We start from the raw sequence: 20,842 nt of genomic DNA, 5'->3' as shown, positions 1-20,842 counted from the left end.
ATGTCTGCCCCCCACCCGCGCACGGCGCGTCCCGGAGCCGCGCTCCGGATCCTGCGGGCCGCGGTCTTCGCCGCGGTCTGCGTCGTGCTGGCCGCGGCCGGGCACACCCTGGCCTCCTGCGCGCGCGTGCCGCTGTGGACGCTCGGCGCGGGCTTCCTCGGCTCCCTGCTGCTCGTGGCACCGCTCGCCGGGCGCGCCCGCTCGCTGCCGGGCATCGCCGCGCTCCTCGCGCTCGGGCAGACGGTGCTGCACGTCCTGTTCGGGCTGGGCGGGCACGGGACCGCGATGGCGGCCGGCACCATGTCCATGCCCATGGGCACCTCCGGGAGCGGCGGCTCCTCGCTCAGCGGCGCCACGCTGGTCGAGGAGGCCACGCGGCTGCTGTGCGGGTCCAGCGCCGCCGCCCTCACCCCGGGACGCGCCTTCCACGTCCTGCTCGCCGCGCACCTCATAGACCGCTCGGGCCAGCCCCTGGCCGCCATGGGCCCGATGCCCCACGCCCACGACGTCACCGGGCCGTCCGCGGCGATGCTGCCCTCGCTGCCGATGCTGCTCGGCCACGTCCTCGCGGCCGTCGCCACCGGCTGGGTGCTGCGCCGCGGCGACCTGGCCGTGCTGCGGCTGCTCGACCTGTCGGCGCACGGAGTCGCCGAGGGGGCGCTCGTACGTTCCCTGCGCGCGGCGCTCGCGCTGGCGCGCGCCCTGTGCGCCGGGCTGCTGCCCGCCGCCGAACCCGGTCCACGCGGCCCCCGTACCGACCGGGACGAGGTACCCGCCCCGGGGACCACCGCACTCCAGCACACGGTGATCAGGCGCGGCCCGCCCGCCGCCGCGCTCCTCCTCGCCGCCTGACGCGACGCGACCACTCCACCGCCGGTGGGCAGGGGCCGCCGTCGCGCGGCACGCGCGTGCCCGCCGTGGCCCGGCCGAACGGCACGGCCACGCGCACGCGCACCTCCTCCATCACCGGAACTCTCACAGTGGAGTGCTCCTGCCATGCAGGTTTCCCGTATCGCCTCTCGTCGTACGGTCTCCCGGATCGCCGCCACCGCCGCCGTAGCGGGCACGGCCGTCCTCGCCCTGTCCGCCCCGGCCTTCGCGCACGTCACCGTGCAGCCCGAGGGCACCGCGGCCAAGGGCGGCTACGCGGTCGTGGACTTCAAGGTCCCCAACGAGCGCGACAACGCCTCGACCACCAAGGTCGAGGTAGACCTCCCCGCCGACCATCCGCTGGCCTCCGTCATGGCCCAGCCGGTCCCCGGCTGGAAGGTGCAGGTCACCAAGTCCAGGCTGGACAAGCCGCTGACCATGCACGGCGAGAAGATCGACGAGGCCGTCACCAAGGTCACCTGGACCGCCGACGGCAAGGGCATCGAGCCCGGCTACTTCCAGAAGTTCCCGCTCTCCGTCGGCGCCCTGCCCGACAACACCGACCAGCTGGTGTTCAAGGCGCTCCAGACGTACTCCGACAAGGAGGTAGTGCGCTGGATCGAGGTGCCGAAGTCCGGCCAGGACGAGCCGCAGAACCCGGCCCCGGTGCTGCAGCTGTCCACGGCCGCCGACGACCACCACGGCACGGCGGCGAACGCCGAGGACGCCTCCGACAAGACGGGGACGACGGCCGCCGCCGCGAACCCGGGTGGCCGCAGTGACACCACCGCGCGCGTGCTCGGCGTCGCCGGCATCGTCGTCGGCGCCGCGGGCGTCGCGTACGGCGTCCTCGCGGGCCGCCGCCGCACCGTCTGAGCCCCACCGTTCTGCACCGCGCACCGGGGCGTGCGAGGCTCTCGTACGACCCCGGTGCGCGCCGGAGTTCTCACAACTGGGACATTTTTCTATGCGCAAGAAGACGTTCGCCGCGGCCGTACTGCTCGCCGCCGCCACCCTGACCCTCTCCGCGTGCGGCAGCGGGAACGACGACAAGTCGCCGGTCTCCGCGGTCTCGCAGGAGTCCGGCTCGGGCAGGGCCGCCACCGTCCTCGACCAGCCCTTCGACAAGCCGGACCTGGTCCTCACCGACACGCACGGCAAGAAGTACGACCTCCGCGAGGAGACCAAGGGCCACCCGACCCTGATCTACTTCGGCTACACGCACTGCCCCGACATCTGCCCGACGACGATGAGCAACATCGCCGTCGCCAAGAAGGCGCTGCCCCAGGCCGAGCAGAACGACCTCCGGGTCGTGTTCGTCACCACCGACCCCGGCCGCGACACCCCGGTGGAGCTCGGCAAGTGGCTCAAGGGCATCGACCCGCAGTTCATCGGCCTGACCGGGAACTTCGCCACCATCCAGGCGGGTGCCCGCGCCCTCGGCATCTCCGTGGAGCCGACCACCAAGGACAAGAACGGCAAGCTCGTCTCCGTGCACGGCACCCAGGTCTTCGCGTTCTCGCCGAAGAACGACGAGAGCCGCGTCTTCTACAAGGAGGCGGCCACGGTCGACGACTACACCAAGGACCTGCCCAAGATCGTCAAGGGGGAGACCCCGTGAGGCGCCGTGCCCTCCTGACAGCGGGCGCGCTCGCGGGCACCCTCGCCCTCACGGGCTGCTCGGGCTCGGACTCCGGGGCCGGTTCGGACTCCGCGTCCGGCCGGGCCGAACTGTCCGTCAGCGCCTCCTACATGCCCCAGCCGGTCTCCGCCGACATGGCCGCCGGCTTCCTGACGATCACCAACAGGGGCGCGGCGCGCGACGAGCTGACCTCGGTCACCAGTGCCGCCGCGGGCGAGATCACCATGCACAGCACCGTCGGCGGCGCCATGCAGGAGAAGTCCTCCTTCGCCGTCCCGCCCCACGGTCAACTCGTGTTCAAAAGCGGTGGCAACCATCTGATGTTCGAGAAGCTGAGGCGCAGGCCGGAACAGGGCCAGACGATCACCCTGAAACTCGGATTCGCCAAATCCGGGCCCCTCACCGTCGAGATGCCGGTGAAGTCCGCCACGTACAACCCGACGACCGGACACTGAGGGAGGGACCACCGTGACCCCGACCACCACCCCCCGACTGCGGACCCTGGTGCTGCTGATCCTCGCCGTCGCCGGCGCGCTGCTCGCGGGCGCCGCACCGGCCTCCGCGCACGCCGCGCTGACCGGCAGCGACCCCGCGCAGGGGGTGGTGGTCAAACAGGCGCCCAGCCAGGTCTCGCTCACCTTCTCCGAGAAGGTGGCGATGAACGACGACTCCCTGCGCGTCCTCGACCCGCGGGGCAAGCCCGTCCAGACCGGCAAGCCCGACAACGTGAGCGGGACGACCTACGCCGTGCAGCTCAGGAGCGGGCTCGGCAAGGGCACCTACACCGTCACCTACCAGGTCGTCTCGGCCGACAGCCACCCCGTCTCCGGTGCCTACACCTTCTCCATCGGGGCGCCCTCCCAGACGGTCGTCTCCGGCACCGGACCGACCGCCGGCGGCGGAGTCGTGGGCTGGCTGTACGCCGTCGGGCGGTACGTGTCGTACGCCGGCTTCATCGTGCTCGCCGGCGGCGCGGCCTTCGTGCTCGCCTGCTGGCGGCCCGGCGCGGGCGTACGGGCCCTGCAGCGGCTGGTCGTGGGCGGCTGGCTGGCGCTCACCGCGGCCACCCTGTGGCTGCTGCTCCTGCGCGGCTCGTACACCACCTCGGGCAGGTTCGCCGACGTCTTCGACCTCGGCCTGCTCGGCCAGGTGCTGCAGACCAAGACGGGGGCCACCCTGGTCTCCCGGCTGCTGCTGCTCGCCGCCGCCGCGCTGTTCATCGCCGTCCTCTTCGGCGCCTACAACCGCCGCGAGGAGGAGCAGGAGAAGCGGGACCTGACCTTCGGGCTCGCGGTCGGCGGCGTGGTCGTCGCGGCCGGGCTCGCGGCCAGCTGGGCGATGGCCGAGCACGCCTCGGTCGGGCTCCAGCCGGGCATCGCCATGCCCGTCGACGTGATGCACCTGCTCGCCGTCGCCTGCTGGCTGGGCGGGCTCACCGCCCTGCTGGTCGCCCTGTACCGGGCTCCCTCGGACACCCCGGTCGGGGCCGCCGCCGTCCGCCGCTTCTCCCGGGCGGCCTTCGGCTCCGTGGTCGCGCTCGTCGCGACCGGCGTCTACCAGTCCTGGCGCCAGCTCGGCTCCTGGTCGGCGTTCACCGAGACCCGGTACGGGCAGCTGCTGCTGGTCAAGATCGGGCTCGTCGCCCTGATGGTCGGCATCGCCTCGGTCTCCCGGCGCTGGACCGGCCGGCTCGCGGACCCCGCCTCCGTCACCGGCGAGGCGGGGAAGTCCGGGAAGTCCGGCGAGGAGCACGAGGAGGCGCGCGAGAAGGAGCACGTCCCCGCGTCGAAGGCGGCCGGCGGGGGCGGCTCCGGGGACTCCAAGCGCGCCGCGCAGCTCGCCCGGCAGCGGGCCGCGGTGGACACCGCCCGGCAGAAGCGGTTGCGGGACGCCGACGCGAACCGCTTCGGGCTGCGCCGCTCGGTCCTCGCCGAGGCCGGTGTCGCGGTGGTCCTGCTCGCCGTCACCACCGCGCTGACCCAGACCGAGCCCGGCCGCACCGAGCTGGAGGCCAAGGCGGCCACCTCCGCCACCGGCTCCGCCGCGACGGCCTCCAACGGCGCGCTGACCCTGGACATGCCCTTCGACACCGGAGGCACCAACGGCAAGGGCGTCGTCAGCGTCGACCTCGACCCCGCCCGCGCGGGCACCAACGAGATGCACGTGTTCGTCCAGAACCCCAGCGGCCAGGCCTTCGACATCCCGGAGGTGAAGGCCGACTTCACCCTGGAGGCGAAGAAGATCGGCCCGCTTCCGGTGACCCCCGAGCACATCACCACCGGCCACTGGTCGGCGGACAAGGTGCAGATCCCCATGGCCGGCGACTGGAAGATCGCCGTCACCGTGCGCACCTCCGACATCGACCAGGTGACCGTCTCCAAGAACGCGCAGATCGGCTGAACGACCCATGCCCGACCAGTCCATTCCGCAGGCCCGCACCCCCCGGGCAGCCACACCGGAGCCCCGTGGCGAAGCGGCCGGCGTCTCTCGCCGGACGCTGATCGGCACCGCGGGCGCCACCGGGCTCGTGCTCGGCGCGGCCGGCGGGGCCCTGGGCTACGCCGCCGCGCCCGCCCCGGCCGCCCCGCTGACCTCGGTGGGCTCCGAGCGGGCGATGTTTCACGGGAAACATCAGCCCGGTATCACCGAGGGCCTCCAGGCCTGCGGCCACCTCGTCGCCTTCGACCTGGTGGCGGGCGCGGGCCGCACCCAGGCAGCGGCCCTGCTGCGCCGCTGGTCGGCGACGGCGGAGCGGCTGATGGCCGGCGAGGCCGCGCCGCACGACGACACCGACGTGGCCCGGGACGCGGGCCCCTCGGCGCTCACGGTCACCTTCGGCTTCGGCCACAGCTTCTTCGGGAGGACCGGTCTGGAGAAGCAGCGGCCCGGTGCCCTGGACCCGCTGCCGGACTTCTCCTCCGACCACCTGGACAAGGCGCGCAGCGACGGCGACCTCTGGGTGCAGATCGGCGCGAACGACGCCCTGGTCGCCTTCCACGCCCTGCGCGCGATCCAGAAGGACGCGGGCGGCGCGGCACGTGTGCGCTGGCAGATGAACGGCTTCAACCGCACCCCGGGCGCCACCGCCCACCCCATGACGGCCCGCAACCTCATGGGCCAGCTCGACGGCACCCGCAACCCGAAGCCGGCCGACGCCGACTTCGACCGGCGCATCTTCGTGCCCTCCTCGGGCGCACCCGCGTGGATGGCGGGCGGCTCCTACGCCGTCGTACGGCGTATCCGCATGCTCCTGGACGACTGGGAGAAGCTGTCGCCGACCGCCCAGGAGCAGGTCATCGGGCGCCGCAAGGCCAACGGGGCGCCGCTGTCCGGGGGCGACGAGACGACCGCGATGAACCTGGAGAAGACCGACGCCAAGGGCGGGTACGTCGTCCCGGTCAACGCGCACGCCCGGATCACCCGGCCCGACCAGAACGGCGGTGCGGCCATGCTGCGGCGCCCGTTCTCCTACCACGACGGCTTCGACGCGGACGGCACACCGGACGCCGGTCTGCTCTTCGTCTGCTGGCAGGCCGACCCGCTGCGCGGCTTCGTGCCGGTCCAGCGCAAGCTCGACCGCGGCGACGCGCTGTCGCAGTTCATCCGGCACGAGGCGAGCGCGCTGTTCGCGGTGCCGGGCGGGGCCGCCGAGGGCGAGTACGTGGGACAGCGGCTGCTGGAGGGCTGATCAGAGGTTTGTTCGAAGCCTGGCCCCGGACTGCCGGAACGGTTTAAACCACCCGGTCGAGTGGTTGTCGTGAGACACCCGAGCCTCGGCGTCCTGGGGCCATTAGGGTGAGGGACATGCCAGCGAGCTATGCGTATCTCGGCCCGGAGGGCACCTTCACCGAGGTGGCCCTGCGCACCCTTCCGGAGACGGCCACCCGTGAGCTGATCCCGTACGTGTCGGTGCAGTCCGCGCTGGACGCGGTGCGGGCCGGCGAGGCCGAGGCCGCGTTCGTGCCGATCGAGAACTCCGTCGAGGGCGGCATCACCACCACCCTGGACGAGCTGGTCGCGGGCGAACCGCTGATGATCTACCGCGAGGTGCTGCTCTCCATCACCTTCGCGCTGCTGGTCCGGCCCGGCACGAAGCTCGCGGACATCAAGACGGTCTCCGCCCACCCCGCGGCGCAGCCGCAGGTGCGCAACTGGCTGCGGGCCAACCTCCCGGACGCGACCTGGGAGTCGGCCGCCTCCAACGCGGACGCCGCCCGCCTGGTCCAGGAGGGCCGCTACGACGCCGCCTTCGCGGGCGAGTTCGCCGCCGCGCGGTACGGCCTCGAGGCCCTGGAGACCGAGATCCACGACGCGGAGAACGCGCAGACCCGGTTCGTCCTGGTCGGCCGGCCGGCCCGGCCGGCCGCGCCGACCGGCGCCGACAAGACCTCGGTGGTGCTCTGGCAGCGCGACGACCATCCCGGCGGCCTGCGCGACCTGCTCGGCGAGTTCGCCTCGCGCGGTATCAACCTGATGCTGCTGCAGTCCCGGCCGACCGGGGCCGGCATCGGCAACTACTGCTTCTGCGTCGACGCCGAGGGCCATATCTCCGACCGGCGGATGGCGGAGGCGCTGATGGGGCTGAAGCGGATCTGTCTGCAGGTGCGTTACCTCGGCTCGTACCCGCGCGCCGACATCGGGCCGGACGCGGCCCGGCCGACGCATCCGGGGACCTCGGACGAGGAGTTCATGGCGGCGGCGGACTGGGTGGCCCGCTGCCAGGACGGCCGCTTCTAGCCAGTCCTACCTGCATATCATCGTTATCCACAGGCGTTATCCACAGGTGCCCTTCTCGACCTGGGGACAAGTCGACAGCGAAGGGTCACTCAGTCGACAAATCGCCCTACAGCGCCCAGACGGGGTAACCGCCGCCTGGATCACCCTTCGTCCACCCGTTTCCTTTGGTTCATCTTTTAGGGCGACCGTTTTCCACCCGAAAGTGGGTGTCGATCCAGTTTGACCGTGGAATTCTTCCGTCCGTTCGACAGTTCCGGAGTGATCAATTCCAGCTTCCACAGGTCTTCCACACAGCCTGTGGATAACTCTTCCGGGTGTGTGGATTTCTGTGGACAACCGCCCCGCCAAGTCCCGTTCTCCACAAGGGAATCCGGTCAACCCGGCGCCCGGGGCATGCCCCGTCCCAGGGAGTGAGACACTTTCCCTTGACACTCTCGGCAATTAGCGCATAACGGAACGTAAGTCGCGAATCAGAACGCGCCGTAATAGTGATTCGTGAGCGGCAACCCGGCACCGGTAGCCTTGGCCCCGTGATTGACCTTCGCCTGCTTCGTGAGGACCCCGACCGTGTGCGCGCGTCCCAGCGCGCCCGTGGAGAGGACGTCGCGCTCGTCGACTCCCTCCTGTCTGCCGACGAGCGGCGCAGGTCCTCCGGCGTCCGCTTCGACGAGCTGCGCGCCGAGCAGAAGCAGCTCGGCAAGCTCATCCCCAAGGCCTCCGCCGACGAGAAGGCCGAGCTGCTCAAGCGTGCCGAGCAGCTGAAGGCCGACGTCAAGGCCGCCGACGCCGAGCGCGACGCGGCCGACGCCGAGACCCAGGAGCTGCTGCTCCGGCTCGGCAACCTCGTCCACCCCGACGTCCCCGTCGGCGGCGAGGAGGACTTCGCCACGCTGGAGACGCACGGCACCATCCGCGACTTCGCCGCCGAGGGCTTCGAGCCCAGGGACCACCTGGAGCTCGGCCAGCTGCTCGGCGCCATCGACGTCGAGCGCGGCGCCAAGGTCTCCGGCTCCCGCTTCTACTTCCTCACCGGCGTCGGCGCCCTGCTGGAGCTGGCACTGGTGAACGCGGCCATCGGCCAGGCCACCGCGGCCGGCTTCACGCCGATGCTCACCCCGGCGCTGGTCCGCCCGCAGTCCATGGCGGGCACCGGCTTCCTCGGTCAGGCGGCCCAGGACGTCTACCACCTCGACAAGGACGACCTGTACCTGGTCGGCACCTCCGAGGTGCCGCTCGCGGCCTACCACATGGACGAGATCATCGACGCCGACCGGCTGCCGCTGCGGTACGCGGGCTTCTCGCCCTGCTTCCGCCGCGAGGCCGGCTCGCACGGCAAGGACACGCGGGGCATCTTCCGCGTGCACCAGTTCGACAAGGTCGAGATGTTCTCGTACGTCGCTCCCGAGGACTCCCAGGCCGAGCACCAGCGCCTGCTGGAGTGGGAGAAGCAGTGGCTGACCTCGCTGGAGCTGCCGTTCCGCGTGATCGACGTCGCCACCGGTGACCTCGGCTCCTCCGCCGCCCGCAAGTTCGACTGCGAGGCGTGGATCCCGACCCAGGGCAAGTACCGCGAGCTGACCTCGACCTCGGACTGCACCGAGTTCCAGTCCCGCCGGCTGTCGATCCGGGTCCGCGACGGCAAGCAGGTCAAGCCGCTCGCCACCCTGAACGGCACGCTGTGCGCCGTCCCGCGCACGATCGTGGCGATCCTGGAGAACCACCAGCAGGCCGACGGCTCCGTCCGGGTCCCCGAGGTGCTGCGCCCCTACCTGGGCGGCCGGGAGGTCCTGGAGCCGGTGACCCGGTGAGCTTCCCCTACGGGCTCGTCGCCACCGACCTCGACGGAACGCTGCTGCGCTCCGACGAGTCGGTCTCGCAGCGCACCCGTGAGGCGCTCGCCGCGGCCACCGCGGCGGGCGCCGCGCACATCGTCGTCACCGGTCGTGCCGTCCCCTGGACCCGGCACATCCTGGACGACCTCGGCTACCACGGCCTCGCCGTCTGCGGCCAAGGCGCGCAGGTCTACGACGCCGGGGCGCACCGCCTGCTGACCTCGGTCACCCTGGACCGGCAGCTGGCGGGCGTGGCCCTGGCCAAGATAGAGGCCGAGGTGGGCCCGCTCTACCTGGCGGCCAGCCGGGACGGACTCGACGGCGAGGTGCTGGTGGGCCCCGGCTACGCGGTCACCGGGGCGCTTCCCGCCACCCCCTTCACGGACGCGTCCGACCTCTGGACCGCCCCGCTGAACAAGATCTACATCCAGCACCCGACGCTGGGCGACGACGAACTGGCGGAGGCCGCCCGGCAGGCGGCCGGCGGTTTCGTCTCGGTCGCCATGGCGGGCGCGGGCATCGTGGAGCTGCTGCCCCTCGGCCTGTCCAAGGCGACGGGACTGTCGCTGGCGGCCCGCCGTCTCGGCCTGAAGGCCGCCGACACGATCGCCTTCGGCGACATGCCCAACGACATCCCCATGTTCGGCTGGGCCGCCCGTGGGGTCGCGATGGCCAACGCCCACGAGGAACTGCGGGCCGTGGCCGACGAGGTGACGGCCTCCAACGAGGAGGACGGCATCGCGGTGGTGCTGGAGCGGTTGCTGGGCGAGCCGGGCCGGTAACCACGCGGGCCGAGCCCAGATGGCGACGTCTTGCGGAGGATGCACGGATCGAACGTGCGCGGGCTGTTCAGGCCCGACCATGGCTTAGCAAGCCAGTGCCTTACCACTCGGCCAATCCTCCGGGTGGGCGGCCCACGCGAGAGCGACATCGCGTGCTCGAAGCGGCCGCCCCGGGCAGCTCCCACGGGCGTCACGGAGGAGTGGCGATCACTCCGGAGCCGGCCTCGGGCCGCCCTGTCGGGAGCTGGACGTACTGCCGTGCATGGGCATCGCCCACCTCCCCTCCCGGTGCGTGGCGCCGGGACGATCCCGGCGGACGGGGCACAACCACTCTGCCCGGCCGCCGACTTGGGCGCCAGCGAATTAACCGGCCGCCGGGGCGGTACTAGGGCTGGCTGACCATTCGCGTCGTTGCCCGAAAGGGGGCCGCGCGGCGTCAGGTGCGTGCTCTCGGCGTGCATGGCGTCGCGCGGCAGACGGGAATGGTCAGACAGGCCCTAGCGGCGCCGCCACCTGCGGCGGCGTGCCTTGCTGAAGAACCAGCCCGCCGGCGGATCGTCCGAGCGCCACGGCTGCGGCTCGGGCGACTCGGCGCGCCAGCGGGCGGCGAGCATCCGGGCGCGGGCGGACGGCTCGGAGGTCTCGGCGGCGCGTATGAAGTCCTGGTCCAGCACGACCTCGTCCCAGACGCCGGCGGCGTCCCCGCCGCACCGGCCGCGCCCGTCGTCCCGCCGTATCTCCTCTGCCATCTCCGGCCTCCTAGCCGTATCCGCTTTGCCCAGTGTGCCCGGACACAGGTGAAGCCCCTGTCAAGGCCGCGGGGGCCGGACAGGGACCCACCGCGGGCCTACTCCTCGCCGGCCAGCTTCAGCGTCCGCAGCTTCTGGCCGGCGTACCCGGTGGCCAGCACGGTGACCGCCACCAGCAGCACGGTGGCCGTCGTGAGGCCGACGTCGGAGGTCACCAGGTCCCCGCCCGCCACCTTGTGGGCGACGGCCAGCGACCACTGCTGGACGCTCAGCGTGCGCGCGCCGGGCACCAGGGAGCCGAACAGCGCCTCCCAGACCAGCGCGTAGACGAGCCCGAAGACCACCGCGTGCCGGGAGACGGTGCCCAGCAGCAGGAAGAGCGCCGAGTAGGCGATGGAGGCGACCAGCGCGGCGACCGTGTAGGCGACGGCGATCTGCTGGCCGTTGCCGTTGAGGATCAGGCCCGCGATCATCGTCGGCACCGCCGAGAACACCATGGTCACGGCGATGGCCACGATCAGCTTGGTGAAGATGATCGTCGGCCGCTTCAGCGGCTTGGCCAGCAGGTAGACGACGGAGCCGTCGTCGATCTCCGGGCCGATCGCGCCGGTGCCCGCGATGACACCGATGATCGGCACCATCGTGGCGAGCGCGAAGCCGCCGAGCACGTCCGCGGCGGTCTGGTCGTCGGCTCCGGTGAGGCCGCGCACGACCGCGGAGATCACGATCAGCATCAGGGGCAGCGCCCCCAGGATGAGGGCCCGGCGGCGGCCGAGCAGGGCCCGGTAGGTGAGCCGGGCGACGGTGGGGTCGTACATTTTCGGCCTCCTACGCCGCGACCAGGTACGAGAAGACGGACTCCAGGGACTCGTCCGACGGCGAGACCGTGAGCAGCCGGATGCCGTGGTCCCTGGCGACCTTCGGCAGCAGGGCGGTGAAGCGGCCGAAGTCGACGGCCTGGATGCGCAGCGCGCCCTCGGTGTGGTCGACCTCGATGCCCGAGGTCGACGGATCGGCGATCAGCGCGGCCGCGAGGGCGCGGTCGTCGCTGGAGCGCACCAGGTAGCGGTGCGGCCGGTCGGTCATCAGGCGGCGGATCCGGCGGAAGTCGCCGCTGGCCGCGTGCCGTCCGGCGACGACGACCTCGATGTGCCGGGCGAGCTGTTCGACCTCCTCGAGGATGTGCGAGGAGAACAGCACCGTGCGGCCCTCGTCGCCCATTCGCCGCAGCAGGTCCATGAGATGCATGCGCTGGCGCGGGTCCATGCCGTTGAACGGCTCGTCGAGCAGCAGCAGGGACGGGTCGTGCACCAGGGCGCTCGCCATCTTCACGCGCTGGCGCATGCCCTTGGAGTAGGTGGAGATCTTCCGGTCCTGCGCGTACTCCATCTCGACCGTGGCCAGGGCCCGCTGGGCCGCCTTGGCGCCGAGTCCGTGCAACTCCGCGTTGGCGACGACGAACTCGCGGCCGGTGAGGAAGTCGTACATCGCCTCCCGCTCGGGGACGATGCCGATGTGCCGGTAGATCCGCTCGTTGCGCCACACCGGCTCCCCGTCAAGGGTGACCGAGCCGGTGGACGGGGCGAGGAAGCCGCCCATCATGTTGATCAGCGTGGACTTCCCCGCGCCGTTGGGGCCGAGCAGGCCGGTGACACCGGGGCCGATGGTCATGGTGATGTCGTTGACGGCGACCACGTTGCCGAACCAGCGAGAGACGTGGTCGATGCTGAGGGTCGTCACAGTCCCACCTTCTTGTAGCGGCGCACCAGCAGGCCGTAGGTCGCGGCGATCAGCCCGAGGACGACGAGGACGTAGACCACGCCCTGTCCGGTCGACGGGGAGACCGCTCCGGGGTTGCGGGCGGTCGCGCCCAGGAAGGCCGACTGGACCCCGTCGATCAGGGTGACCGGCGAGAACAGACCGATCCACGGGATGGCGCCGGTGTTGCCGTGCGCGTCGGCGATGGCCTGCAGGGTGGACACCGCGCCGTAGGAGATGACCAGCACCGCGATCACGGCGGCGATGCCGAAGCCGCGGCGGGGGGTGACGGCGGCGATGACCAGGCCGATGCCGGCGAACAGCAGTGAGAGCAGGGCCACGGAGACCAGTCCCTCGGCGAACTCCTTCGTCTGGTGGGCGAAGCCCAGCTTGGACAGCAGGGCGCCGACGTACATCACGAGGAGGGGAGCGGCGGTGAGGATGAAGACCGCCGAGGCCAGCGAGGCGAACTTGGCCCGCACGTAGTCCGCGGTCTCGATGGGCCGCGAGAAGTACAGCGGCACCGTCTTGAAGCGCAGGTCGCGGGAGACGGACTGGGGTGCCTGCGCGGCGACGTACAGGCTGATCACGGCCTGCATCATGATCGCGTAGCGGGTGTAGGCCACCGGCAGTTCGTGCGCCTTGGTGGCGACCGCGACGGCCACCATGATGGCGGCCGGCACGCACATCACCGCGAACAGCAGCATCGGCAGCACCTTGGACTTCACCGAGCGGCCGAGGCCGTAGGAGCCGCGCAGGGACTGCGAGTACAGCGAGCGGCGGGCGTAGGCACGGCCGAGGCGGGGGCCGTCGTAGCCGCGGTAGCCGATGTCGTGGATACGGGACTGGTCGCCCGAGGGCGAGATCAGGGGCTGCTCAACCGCCATGGCCGACGGCCTCCTTCCGCTGCTCGTCGCTGCTGGTGAACACCTCGGAGATGTGGTGCCGGCGCTGCTCCATGCGCACCAGGCCGAGGCCGAGTTCGGCGACCACGTCCCGCACGAGGTCGTACGTCTGCTCGCCCTCGGCGGTCAGCAGCAGGATGTGTCCCGCGCCGGGCAGGCCCGCGCCCTCGGGGCGGGTCTCCACGCCGCGCGCCTGCAGCTCCTCGCGGACCGCGTGGGTTCCGTCGGGGTGCTCGTCGCTGTCGGTGACCTCGATCGCGAGGGTGGTCGTGGTCTGGGTGAAGTCGGTGGTGGAGCTGGACCTCAGGAGCTTGCCGCCGTCGATGACGACCACGTGGTCGCAGGTGCGCTCCAGCTCGCCCAGCAGGTGGGAGGTGACCAGGACGGAGATGCCGAAGTCGGTGTGGACACGGCGGATCAGGCCGAGCATCTCGTCACGGCCGACCGGGTCGAGGCCGTTGGTCGGCTCGTCCAGGAAGACCAGCTTCGGGTCGTGCACCAGGGCCTGGGCGAGCTTCACGCGCTGCTTCATGCCGGTGGAGTAGCCGCCGATGGGCCGGTAGCGCTCCTCGTACAACCCGACGTGGCGCAGGGTGTCCGCGGTGCGCTCGCGGGCGGCGGCGGGCGGCAGGCCGGACATGCGCGCCATGTGGACGACGAACTCGGTGGCCGAGACGTCCGGTGGCAGGCAGTCGTGCTCCGGCATGTACCCGACGCGCTCGCGGATGGCGGCGCCCTCGGTGGCGACGTCCAGGCCGAGCACCTGCGCCCGGCCCTCCGTGGCGGGGGACAGACCCAGCAGGATCTTGATCATGGTGGACTTGCCGGCGCCGTTGGCTCCGACGAGTCCGGTCACACCGGGCCCGATGTCCACGGACAGCCGGTCGAGAGCGGTCACCCGGGGGAACCGCTTGCTCAGGCTTTCGGTCGCGATCACAGTCACATCCACGACGGTAGTGATTCGGGCCACGCGGGTCGTCAGACCTCAGAGCCGTCTTCACGTCAGACCCAGGTATTACGGGCCCTAAGGGATGCCCTGCCTGAGAGTTACCGGGAGTTGTCCACAGCCGCGACCCGCCTATTGACGCCGCCTCTAACAACTGTCACATTCGCCAGTGTCAAGTTACGGACGCGTACCGCAGCCGACACGACGACGGGACGGGGCGGCATGAGGACGGCAGTGAACAGCGCACTCTCCGCGGAGCTCGCGGGGTTCAGAAGGGTGCAGCGCCTCGCCTACGAGTGCGCCGAGGCGGTCGCGGCGCGGCTGGAGCCGGGCGTGACCGAGCGCGAGGCGGCGCGGATGCAGCGGGAGTGGCTGCGCGAGCGCGGGGTGCGCGACTGGTTCCACCTCCCCTTCGCCTGGTTCGGCGACCGCACGGCCTTCGTGAACTTCCGCCTGCCGCTGCAGTTCTTCCCCACCGACCGCGCGCTGGAGCCCGGGATGCCGTTCATCCTGGACATGGCCCCCGTCCACGAGGGATACACGGCGGACATCGGCTACTCGGGCTCGCTCGGCGTGAACCCCGTGCAGGACCGGCTGATGGCCGACCTGGAGGCACACCGGGAGCTGATCCTCGGCGAGGTGCGCGAGCGGCGCCCGCTGCGCGAGATCTACGAGGACGTGGACCGGCTCATGGTCCGCCAGGGCTACGCCAACCGGCACCGGGCGTACCCGTTCGGCGTCATCGCGCACAAGGTGGACCGGGTACGGCAACGCCGTTGGTCCCCGCACCTGTTCGGGTTCGGCACGCAGTCCCTGAAGGGCCTGGCCGCCGACGCGCTGCACGGCCACCGCGAGGGCTGGTCGCCCCTGTGGTCCCCGTACCGCTTCTCGGACCATCCGCCGCAGCCGGGCCTGTGGGCGGTCGAGCCGCACCTCGGTTTCCGGGGGACGGGCGCGAAGTTCGAGGAGATCCTCGTGGTCACCGACTCCAGGGACCCCGGGGAGAGCGCGTTCTGGCTGGACGACGATCTGCCGCACGTGCGGCGCTGGGCGGAGGAGAAGTGACACTGAAGGGTGCGCGCGAGCGCCGGGTGCGGACCGGCGGGGTCGAGCTGTGCGTGGCCGAGCTGGGCGATCCGGAACAGCCGACGGTGGTCCTGGTGCACGGCTACCCGGACAGCAAGGAGGTCTGGTCGGAGGTCGCCGTCCGGCTGGCGGACCGCTTCCACGTGGTCCTGTACGACGTCCGGGGCCATGGCCGCTCCACCGCGCCCCGGCCGTTGCGCGGCGGCTTCACGCTGGCCAAGCTCACGGACGACTTCCTCGCCGTCGTGGACGAGGTCAGCCCGGACCGGCCGGTCCACCTCGTCGGGCACGACTGGGGCTCGGTGCAGTCGTGGGAGTTCGCCACGGTCGGCCGCACCGAGGGCCGCATCGCCTCCTTCACGTCCATGTCGGGCCCCTCCCTCGACCACTTCGGGCACTGGATCAACGCGCGCGTGCAGCGTCCGACGCCCCGCCGGGTGGGCCAGCTCCTCGGCCAGGGCGCCAAGTCCTGGTACGTCTACCTGCTGCACACGCCCGGCCTGCCGGAGCTGGCCTGGCGCGGCCCGCTCGGCAAGCGCTGGCCGAAGATCCTGGAGCGGGTCGAGAAGGTGCCCGGCGGCGACTACCCGACCGCCTCCCTGCCCTCCGACGCGGCGCACGGCGCCTGGCTCTACCGCGACAACGTCCGCGCCCGGCTGCGCAGGCCGCGCCCCGACGCGTACGCACACGCGCCGGTGCAGCTCATCACGCCCCAGGGGGACGCGTTCCTGTCCGAGCGCCTCTACGACGACCTGGAGCAGTGGGTGCCCCGGCTGACCCGCCGCACCCTGCCCGCCAAGCACTGGGTACCGCGCACCCGGCCCGACCAACTGTGCGCCTGGATCGAGGAATTCGTCATGTCCGTGGAGGGCGGCCGTCCCGAGCCGAAGGCCACCGGCCGCCACGCCGACCGTTTCGGCGGGCAGTTGGTGCTGGTCACCGGTGCCGGCAGCGGCATCGGCCGGGCGACGGCGTTCGCCTTCGCGGAGGCCGGCGCGCGTGTGGTCGCCGTCGACCGCGACGCCGAGGCCGCCGCCCGCACCGCGGAGCTGTCCCGGCTGATCGGCGCTCCCGGGGCCTGGGCCGAGACGGCCGACGTCTCCGACGAGCAGGCCATGGAGAAGCTCGCCGAGAAGGTCCACCGCGAGTACGGCGTGCTGGACGTGCTGGTCAACAACGCGGGCATCGGCCTGTCGGGATCCTTCTTCGCCACGACGGCCGACGACTGGCGCAAGGTCCTGGACGTGAACCTGTGGGGCGTCATCCACGGATGCCGGCTCTTCGGCGCGCGCATGGCCGAGCGCGGGCAGGGCGGCCACATCGTCAACATCGCCTCGGCGGCGGCGTTCCAGCCCTCCCGGGCCCTGCCCGCCTACAGCACCTCCAAGGCGGCGGTCCTGATGCTCTCCGAGTGCCTGCGCGCAGAACTGGCCTCGCAGTCCATCGGGGTCACGGCGATCTGTCCCGGCATCGTCAACACCGGCATCACCTCCACGGCCCGCTTCGCCGGCGTCGACGAGGCCGAGGAACGCCGACGCCAGAGGAACTCGGCCCGCCTGTACGGCCTGCGCAACTACCCGCCGGAGAAGGTGGCCGAGGCGGTCCTGGACGCCGTGGTCCGCAACAAGGCGGTCGTGCCGGTCACGCCGGAGGCCCGCGGCGCCCACCTGATGTCCCGATTCCTGCCGGGAGCCCTGCGGCGCGTCGCCCGCGTGGAACCGAGGCTGTGAACGGCGGGGCCTGAGCGGCGAGATCGCCGGAGGACGCGCTCCCCCGCAGCCGCGGGCGGTCGTGCCGCTCTGGACGACTCCGGGGGTACTCGCCGCTCCGGCGCGGCATCCCGCGAACGGGGGCCGGCGACGCCAGGCCCCCTCCCAGCCGCAGCACCGCCCACCAGCCAAGGACCTCCGACATGACGGACACCTCCGCCCAAAAGGCCTACCGCATAGAAGACTTGGCCCACCAGACCTGCACCACCGTGCGGACCATCCGCGCCTACCAGGACCGCGGCCTGCTCCCCCGCCCCGAGCGCCGGGGCCGGGCGAACCTCTACTCCGAGGCCCACATCACCCGCCTCCACCAGATCGCGCACCTCCTCGACCGCGGCTACACCCTCGCCTCGATCAAGGAGCTCCTCGACGCCTGGGACACCGGCCGCGGCCTGGGTGGGGTCCTCGGCCTGGTCACCGAGGTGGAAGGCCCGTGGACGAACGAGCGGCCCGACCGCGTCACCCGCGCCGAACTGGAGGCCCTCTTCGGCGGCGCCCCCGACGAGGACGCCGTGACCGAGGCGCTCGAACTGGGCGTGCTGGAACCCGTCGACGGCGAACCGGGCACCTTCCTCGTCCCGAGCCCCCAAGAACTCGCGGTGGCCGCGGAGTTGCACGCCGCGGGAGTCCCGCTGTCCGCGATCTCGTGCCACCTGCGGGAGTTGAGGACGCAGGTGGAGCACATCGCCGCGCGTTTACTTGAGTTCACCGCCGAGCACGTCTTCGCCCGGTACCTGGAGGGCCCGGAGCGTCGCACGGACGCGCACGCGGCGGAGGGGGCCTCTCTCGTACGCCGGCTGCGCCCCCTCGCCCAGCAGACGGTGGACGCCGAACTCGGCCGCGCCATGCGCACGTTGGCCACCCGTCACCTCCGCGCGCACCTGGGCACCGAGGGACCGGCCGCACCACGTCCTGGCACACGTCCCGTACCACTCCCGGCCGAGACGATCGACGCCGTGGAAAGGCTGGTTGGCCGGGAGAGGATTGCCGAGTTCGTCGCGCATGCGGCCGAACGAGAGGTAAGCGCAAGGATCTTGGATGACCTGGCGGAATCCGCCCTGCGTGATCAGGAAGTTCGCGAATCACCTTAAAACTCAGGCTGGTTGTCCACAACTTCGCCAATTCCCTTGTGGATAACTCAACTTGGCTGTGGACCAAACCTGCGGGCCAAAAATAACCTGCGTGATCCAGGTCTCTCCCACACGCTGGACCCATGGACGAAAGACGCACCGTGAAGGTGTCGAAGTACCTCTCGAAACACCTCCGCCACCAGCCGGAACGCATCGGGCTCGCCCTGGACCCGGGCGGTTGGGTGGAGATCGACGCACTGATCGCCGCGGCCGCCGACCACGGATTCCGGTTCACCCGCGAGGAGCTGGACCATGTGGTGGCCACCAACGACAAGCAGCGCTTCGCGGTCGAGGGCACCAGGATCCGCGCCAGCCAGGGCCACAGCATCGGCGTCGACCTCGGCCTGCCCCCGGCGACCCCGCCGCCGTTCCTGCACCACGGCACCGTCGCCGCCGCCCTGGACGCGATCCGCTCGACCGGCCTCAGGCCCATGAGCAGGCACGCCGTGCACCTGTCCGCGGACCGGGAGACCGCCACCCGCGTCGGCGCCCGCCGCGGCCGCCCGGTCGTCCTCTCCGTCGACGCCGGCGCCATGCACCGCGACGGCCATGTGTTCCACATCAGCGCCAACGGCGTCTGGCTGACGGCGGCCGTGCCCCCGGAATACCTGCGCTTCCCCGGCCCCCGCTGAGGCCCGGGCCCGGACGGAGACCCGCCGGGAGCCCCGGGCCGCCCCGCGTGTGGCTGCGCGGCCACCGTCGGTGACCGTTTCGTCCCTCGCCGGTCGGGCCGCTTACTCTCGGACGCATGACTCTGCGCCTGAGCACCGTGATCCTGCCGTACCGCCGCTGGAGCGAGGGCGGCCGTTCGGCCTGGGTGCGGGCCGAGCAGCTCGGCTTCCACACCGCGTACACCTACGACCACCTCTCCTGGCGCAGCTTCCGCGACGGCCCCTGGTTCGGCGCGATCCCGACGCTGACCGCCGCCGCGGCCGCCACCGAGCGCCTCCGCCTCGGCACCCTGGTCACCTCGCCGAACTTCCGGCACCCGGTGACCCTCGCCAAGGAACTGATCTCCCTCGACGACATCTCCGGCGGCCGGGTCACCCTCGGCATCGGCGCCGGCGGTACGGGCTTCGACGCGACCGCCCTCGGCCAGGAACCCTGGACCCCGCGCGAGCGTGCCGACCGGTTCGCCGAGTTCGTGCCCCTGCTCGACCGGCTGCTCACCGAGGACGCGGTGTCGCAGGAGGGCCGGTTCTACTCGGCGCACGAGGCGCGGAACATCCCGGGCTGCGTGCAGCGCCCCCGGCTTCCGTTCGCGGTCGCGGCCACCGGCCCCCGCGGTCTGAGGCTCGCCGCCCGCCACGGCCAGGGCTGGGTCACCACCGGCGACCCCAAGCTGTACGAGAACGGCACCCCGGAGCAGTCCGTGGAGGCGCTGCGCGGACAGCTCGGCAAGCTCTCCGAGGCGTGTGCGGCCGTCGGCAGGGACGGGACGGATCTGGACAGGATCCTGCTCACCGGCTTCACCCCGGACCGCACCCGGCCGCTCGAGTCCCTGGACGCGTTCGTGGACTTCGCCGGCCGCCACCGGGACCTGGGCTTCACCGAGATCGTCATCCACTGGCCCATCCCGGACTCCGACTTCGCCGCGGACGAGAAGGTCTTCGAGCGGATCGCCATGGAGGCCCGCGCACAGCTGGGCTGAGGCCCGGCGCCGTGCGGGGAGCCCGCCGGGCGTCATCTGTGTCTCATCTGTGCGCAGTCCCGCACGGCCGTGCGGGCATATGCGCGAGAATGACCCGGTGACCTCAGCGACCAGACAGCCCGGGACCCCAGCCGCCGCGATACGCCCGCGGCTGATCGCCACCGACCTCGACGGCACCCTGCTGCGCGACGACAAGTCGGTCTCCCCACGGACCGTCGCCGCCCTGGCCGCCGCCGAGGAGGCCGGCATCGAGGTCTTCTTCGTCACCGGCCGCCCGGCCCGCTGGATGGACGTCGTCAGCGACCACGTCCACGGGCACGGCCTGGCGATCTGCGGCAACGGCGCGGCCGTCGTCGACCTGCACGGCGGCCCCGGCGCCCACCGCTTCGTGAAGGTGCGCGAACTGGCCCGGGGGAACGCCCTGGACGCCGTGCGGCTGCTGCGCGAGGCCGCGCCCGGCACCAAGTTCGCGGTGGAGCAGACGTACGGCTTCCACCAGGAACCGGCCTATCCCAAGCTGCACATGGAGACGCCCGACAACCTGCGGCCGGCCGAGGAACTGCTCGCGCCCGACGGCCCGGACGCCGACCAGCCCGTTCTCAAGATCCTCGCTCACCACCCCACCCTCGACCCCGACGCCTTCCTCGGGCTCGCCCGCCTCGCGATCGGCGAGCGCGCCAACGTCACCCGCTCCAGCCCCAGCGCCCTGCTGGAGCTCAGCGGCCCCGGCGTCTCCAAGGCCAGCACCCTCGCCCTGTGCTGCGCCGAGCGCGGCATCTCACACGAGGAGGTCGTCGCCTTCGGCGACATGCCCAACGACGTCGAGATGCTCACCTGGGCCGGCCGGTCGTACGCGATGGGCAACGCCCACCCGGACGCCGTCGCCGCGGCGTCGGGCCGCACCGTCGCCAACAACGAGGACGGCGTGGCGGTCGTGATCGAGCAACTGCTCGCGCAGCACCTGTAGTTCGGCGGCCCGGGCCGC

At 71.9% G+C, this 20,842-nt stretch carries 20 protein-coding genes and 1 tRNA gene; 15 read left to right on the top strand and 6 right to left on the bottom strand.

Annotation, left to right across the window (positions count from 1 at the left end):
* The 9 genes from ACZ7FF_RS10830 to ACZ7FF_RS10790 all read left to right on the top strand — a co-directional run bounded on the left by ACZ7FF_RS10830 (position 1) and on the right by ACZ7FF_RS10790 (position 9,863).
* Positions 1-852, top strand: coding sequence for a hypothetical protein (locus ACZ7FF_RS10830; protein ID WP_470811239.1), 852 nt, complete (start codon positions 1-3; stop codon positions 850-852).
* A gap of 144 nt (positions 853-996) precedes the next feature.
* Positions 997-1,746 (top strand): YcnI family copper-binding membrane protein, encoded by a 750-nt coding sequence (locus ACZ7FF_RS10825; protein WP_470811237.1) that lies wholly within the window; start codon positions 997-999, stop codon positions 1,744-1,746.
* 91 nt (positions 1,747-1,837) lie between these two features.
* Complete coding sequence (locus ACZ7FF_RS10820) at positions 1,838-2,491, top strand: SCO family protein (RefSeq protein WP_470811236.1); 654 nt, start codon at positions 1,838-1,840, stop codon at positions 2,489-2,491.
* Entirely contained in the window at positions 2,488-2,967 is a 480-nt protein-coding gene (locus ACZ7FF_RS10815) for a copper chaperone PCu(A)C (RefSeq protein WP_470811234.1), read from the top strand. The genes ACZ7FF_RS10820 and ACZ7FF_RS10815 overlap by 4 nt, the downstream gene beginning before the upstream one ends.
* A 13-nt stretch (positions 2,968-2,980) precedes the next feature.
* A complete protein-coding gene (locus tag ACZ7FF_RS10810) occupies positions 2,981-4,912 on the top strand; it encodes a copper resistance CopC/CopD family protein (protein ID WP_470811232.1) in 1,932 nt (643 codons plus the stop codon).
* A 7-nt stretch (positions 4,913-4,919) separates the two neighbouring features.
* Positions 4,920-6,200, top strand: a complete 1,281-nt coding sequence (efeB, locus tag ACZ7FF_RS10805) for an iron uptake transporter deferrochelatase/peroxidase subunit (protein ID WP_470811230.1) — start codon at positions 4,920-4,922, stop codon at positions 6,198-6,200.
* Between the two features lie 116 nt (positions 6,201-6,316).
* On the top strand, positions 6,317-7,249 hold the full coding sequence (gene pheA / locus ACZ7FF_RS10800) for a prephenate dehydratase (RefSeq protein WP_470811228.1): 933 nt from the start codon (positions 6,317-6,319) through the stop codon (positions 7,247-7,249).
* A gap of 530 nt (positions 7,250-7,779) precedes the next feature.
* On the top strand, positions 7,780-9,057 hold the full coding sequence (gene serS / locus ACZ7FF_RS10795; RefSeq protein WP_470811226.1) for a serine--tRNA ligase: 1,278 nt from the start codon (positions 7,780-7,782) through the stop codon (positions 9,055-9,057).
* The gene (locus ACZ7FF_RS10790; protein WP_470811225.1) at positions 9,054-9,863 is read left to right on the top strand and encodes an HAD family hydrolase; all 810 of its coding nucleotides are present in this window, start codon (positions 9,054-9,056) and stop codon (positions 9,861-9,863) included. Before serS ends, ACZ7FF_RS10790 begins: the two co-directional genes overlap by 4 nt.
* A 33-nt stretch (positions 9,864-9,896) precedes the next feature.
* Here ACZ7FF_RS10790 and ACZ7FF_RS10785 read toward each other — a convergent pair.
* The 6 genes from ACZ7FF_RS10785 to ACZ7FF_RS10760 all read right to left on the bottom strand — a co-directional run bounded on the left by ACZ7FF_RS10785 (position 9,897) and on the right by ACZ7FF_RS10760 (position 14,212).
* Positions 9,897-9,984, bottom strand: a tRNA-Ser gene (locus tag ACZ7FF_RS10785).
* A 376-nt stretch (positions 9,985-10,360) separates the two neighbouring features.
* Entirely contained in the window at positions 10,361-10,612 is a 252-nt protein-coding gene (locus ACZ7FF_RS10780; protein WP_470811223.1) for an SGM_3592 family protein, read from the bottom strand.
* A gap of 98 nt (positions 10,613-10,710) precedes the next feature.
* Positions 10,711-11,430 (bottom strand): ABC transporter permease, encoded by a 720-nt coding sequence (locus tag ACZ7FF_RS10775; protein WP_470811221.1) that lies wholly within the window; start codon positions 11,428-11,430, stop codon positions 10,711-10,713.
* Positions 11,431-11,440: 10 nt separating this feature from the next.
* A complete protein-coding gene (locus ACZ7FF_RS10770; protein WP_470811220.1) occupies positions 11,441-12,352 on the bottom strand; it encodes an ABC transporter ATP-binding protein in 912 nt (303 codons plus the stop codon).
* Positions 12,349-13,257, bottom strand: coding sequence for an ABC transporter permease (locus tag ACZ7FF_RS10765; protein ID WP_470811218.1), 909 nt, complete (start codon positions 13,255-13,257; stop codon positions 12,349-12,351). Before ACZ7FF_RS10765 ends, ACZ7FF_RS10770 begins: the two co-directional genes overlap by 4 nt.
* A complete protein-coding gene (locus ACZ7FF_RS10760) occupies positions 13,247-14,212 on the bottom strand; it encodes an ABC transporter ATP-binding protein (protein ID WP_470811460.1) in 966 nt (321 codons plus the stop codon). The genes ACZ7FF_RS10765 and ACZ7FF_RS10760 overlap by 11 nt, the downstream gene beginning before the upstream one ends.
* A 231-nt stretch (positions 14,213-14,443) precedes the next feature.
* On the opposite strand from ACZ7FF_RS10760, the gene ACZ7FF_RS10755 reads away from it, so the two are divergent.
* The 6 genes from ACZ7FF_RS10755 (at position 14,444) to ACZ7FF_RS10730 (ending at position 20,824) form a co-directional block, all read left to right on the top strand.
* The gene (locus tag ACZ7FF_RS10755) at positions 14,444-15,286 is read left to right on the top strand and encodes a M24 family metallopeptidase (protein ID WP_470811216.1); all 843 of its coding nucleotides are present in this window, start codon (positions 14,444-14,446) and stop codon (positions 15,284-15,286) included.
* Entirely contained in the window at positions 15,283-17,037 is a 1,755-nt protein-coding gene (locus ACZ7FF_RS10750; protein ID WP_470811214.1) for an SDR family oxidoreductase, read from the top strand. Before ACZ7FF_RS10755 ends, ACZ7FF_RS10750 begins: the two co-directional genes overlap by 4 nt.
* Before the next feature lie 182 nt (positions 17,038-17,219).
* Positions 17,220-18,167: a MerR family transcriptional regulator gene (locus ACZ7FF_RS10745; protein ID WP_470811212.1), complete on the top strand. Its 948-nt coding sequence runs from the start codon at positions 17,220-17,222 to the stop codon at positions 18,165-18,167.
* A gap of 122 nt (positions 18,168-18,289) precedes the next feature.
* Positions 18,290-18,838 carry an RNA 2'-phosphotransferase gene (locus tag ACZ7FF_RS10740; RefSeq protein WP_470811211.1) on the top strand — a complete coding sequence of 183 codons (549 nt, stop codon included), beginning with the start codon at positions 18,290-18,292 and terminating at the stop codon, positions 18,836-18,838.
* A 116-nt stretch (positions 18,839-18,954) separates the two neighbouring features.
* On the top strand, positions 18,955-19,857 hold the full coding sequence (locus ACZ7FF_RS10735; RefSeq protein WP_470811209.1) for an LLM class flavin-dependent oxidoreductase: 903 nt from the start codon (positions 18,955-18,957) through the stop codon (positions 19,855-19,857).
* A gap of 79 nt (positions 19,858-19,936) precedes the next feature.
* Complete coding sequence (locus tag ACZ7FF_RS10730) at positions 19,937-20,824, top strand: HAD hydrolase family protein (RefSeq protein WP_470811207.1); 888 nt, start codon at positions 19,937-19,939, stop codon at positions 20,822-20,824.
* Positions 20,825-20,842 lie beyond the last annotated feature (18 nt).

The sequence above is a fragment of the Streptomyces sp. NPDC037126 genome (assembly GCF_055605965.1).
The sequence above is the reverse complement of the archived record's forward strand: the minus strand, read 5'-3'. Positions and strand labels throughout refer to the sequence as shown.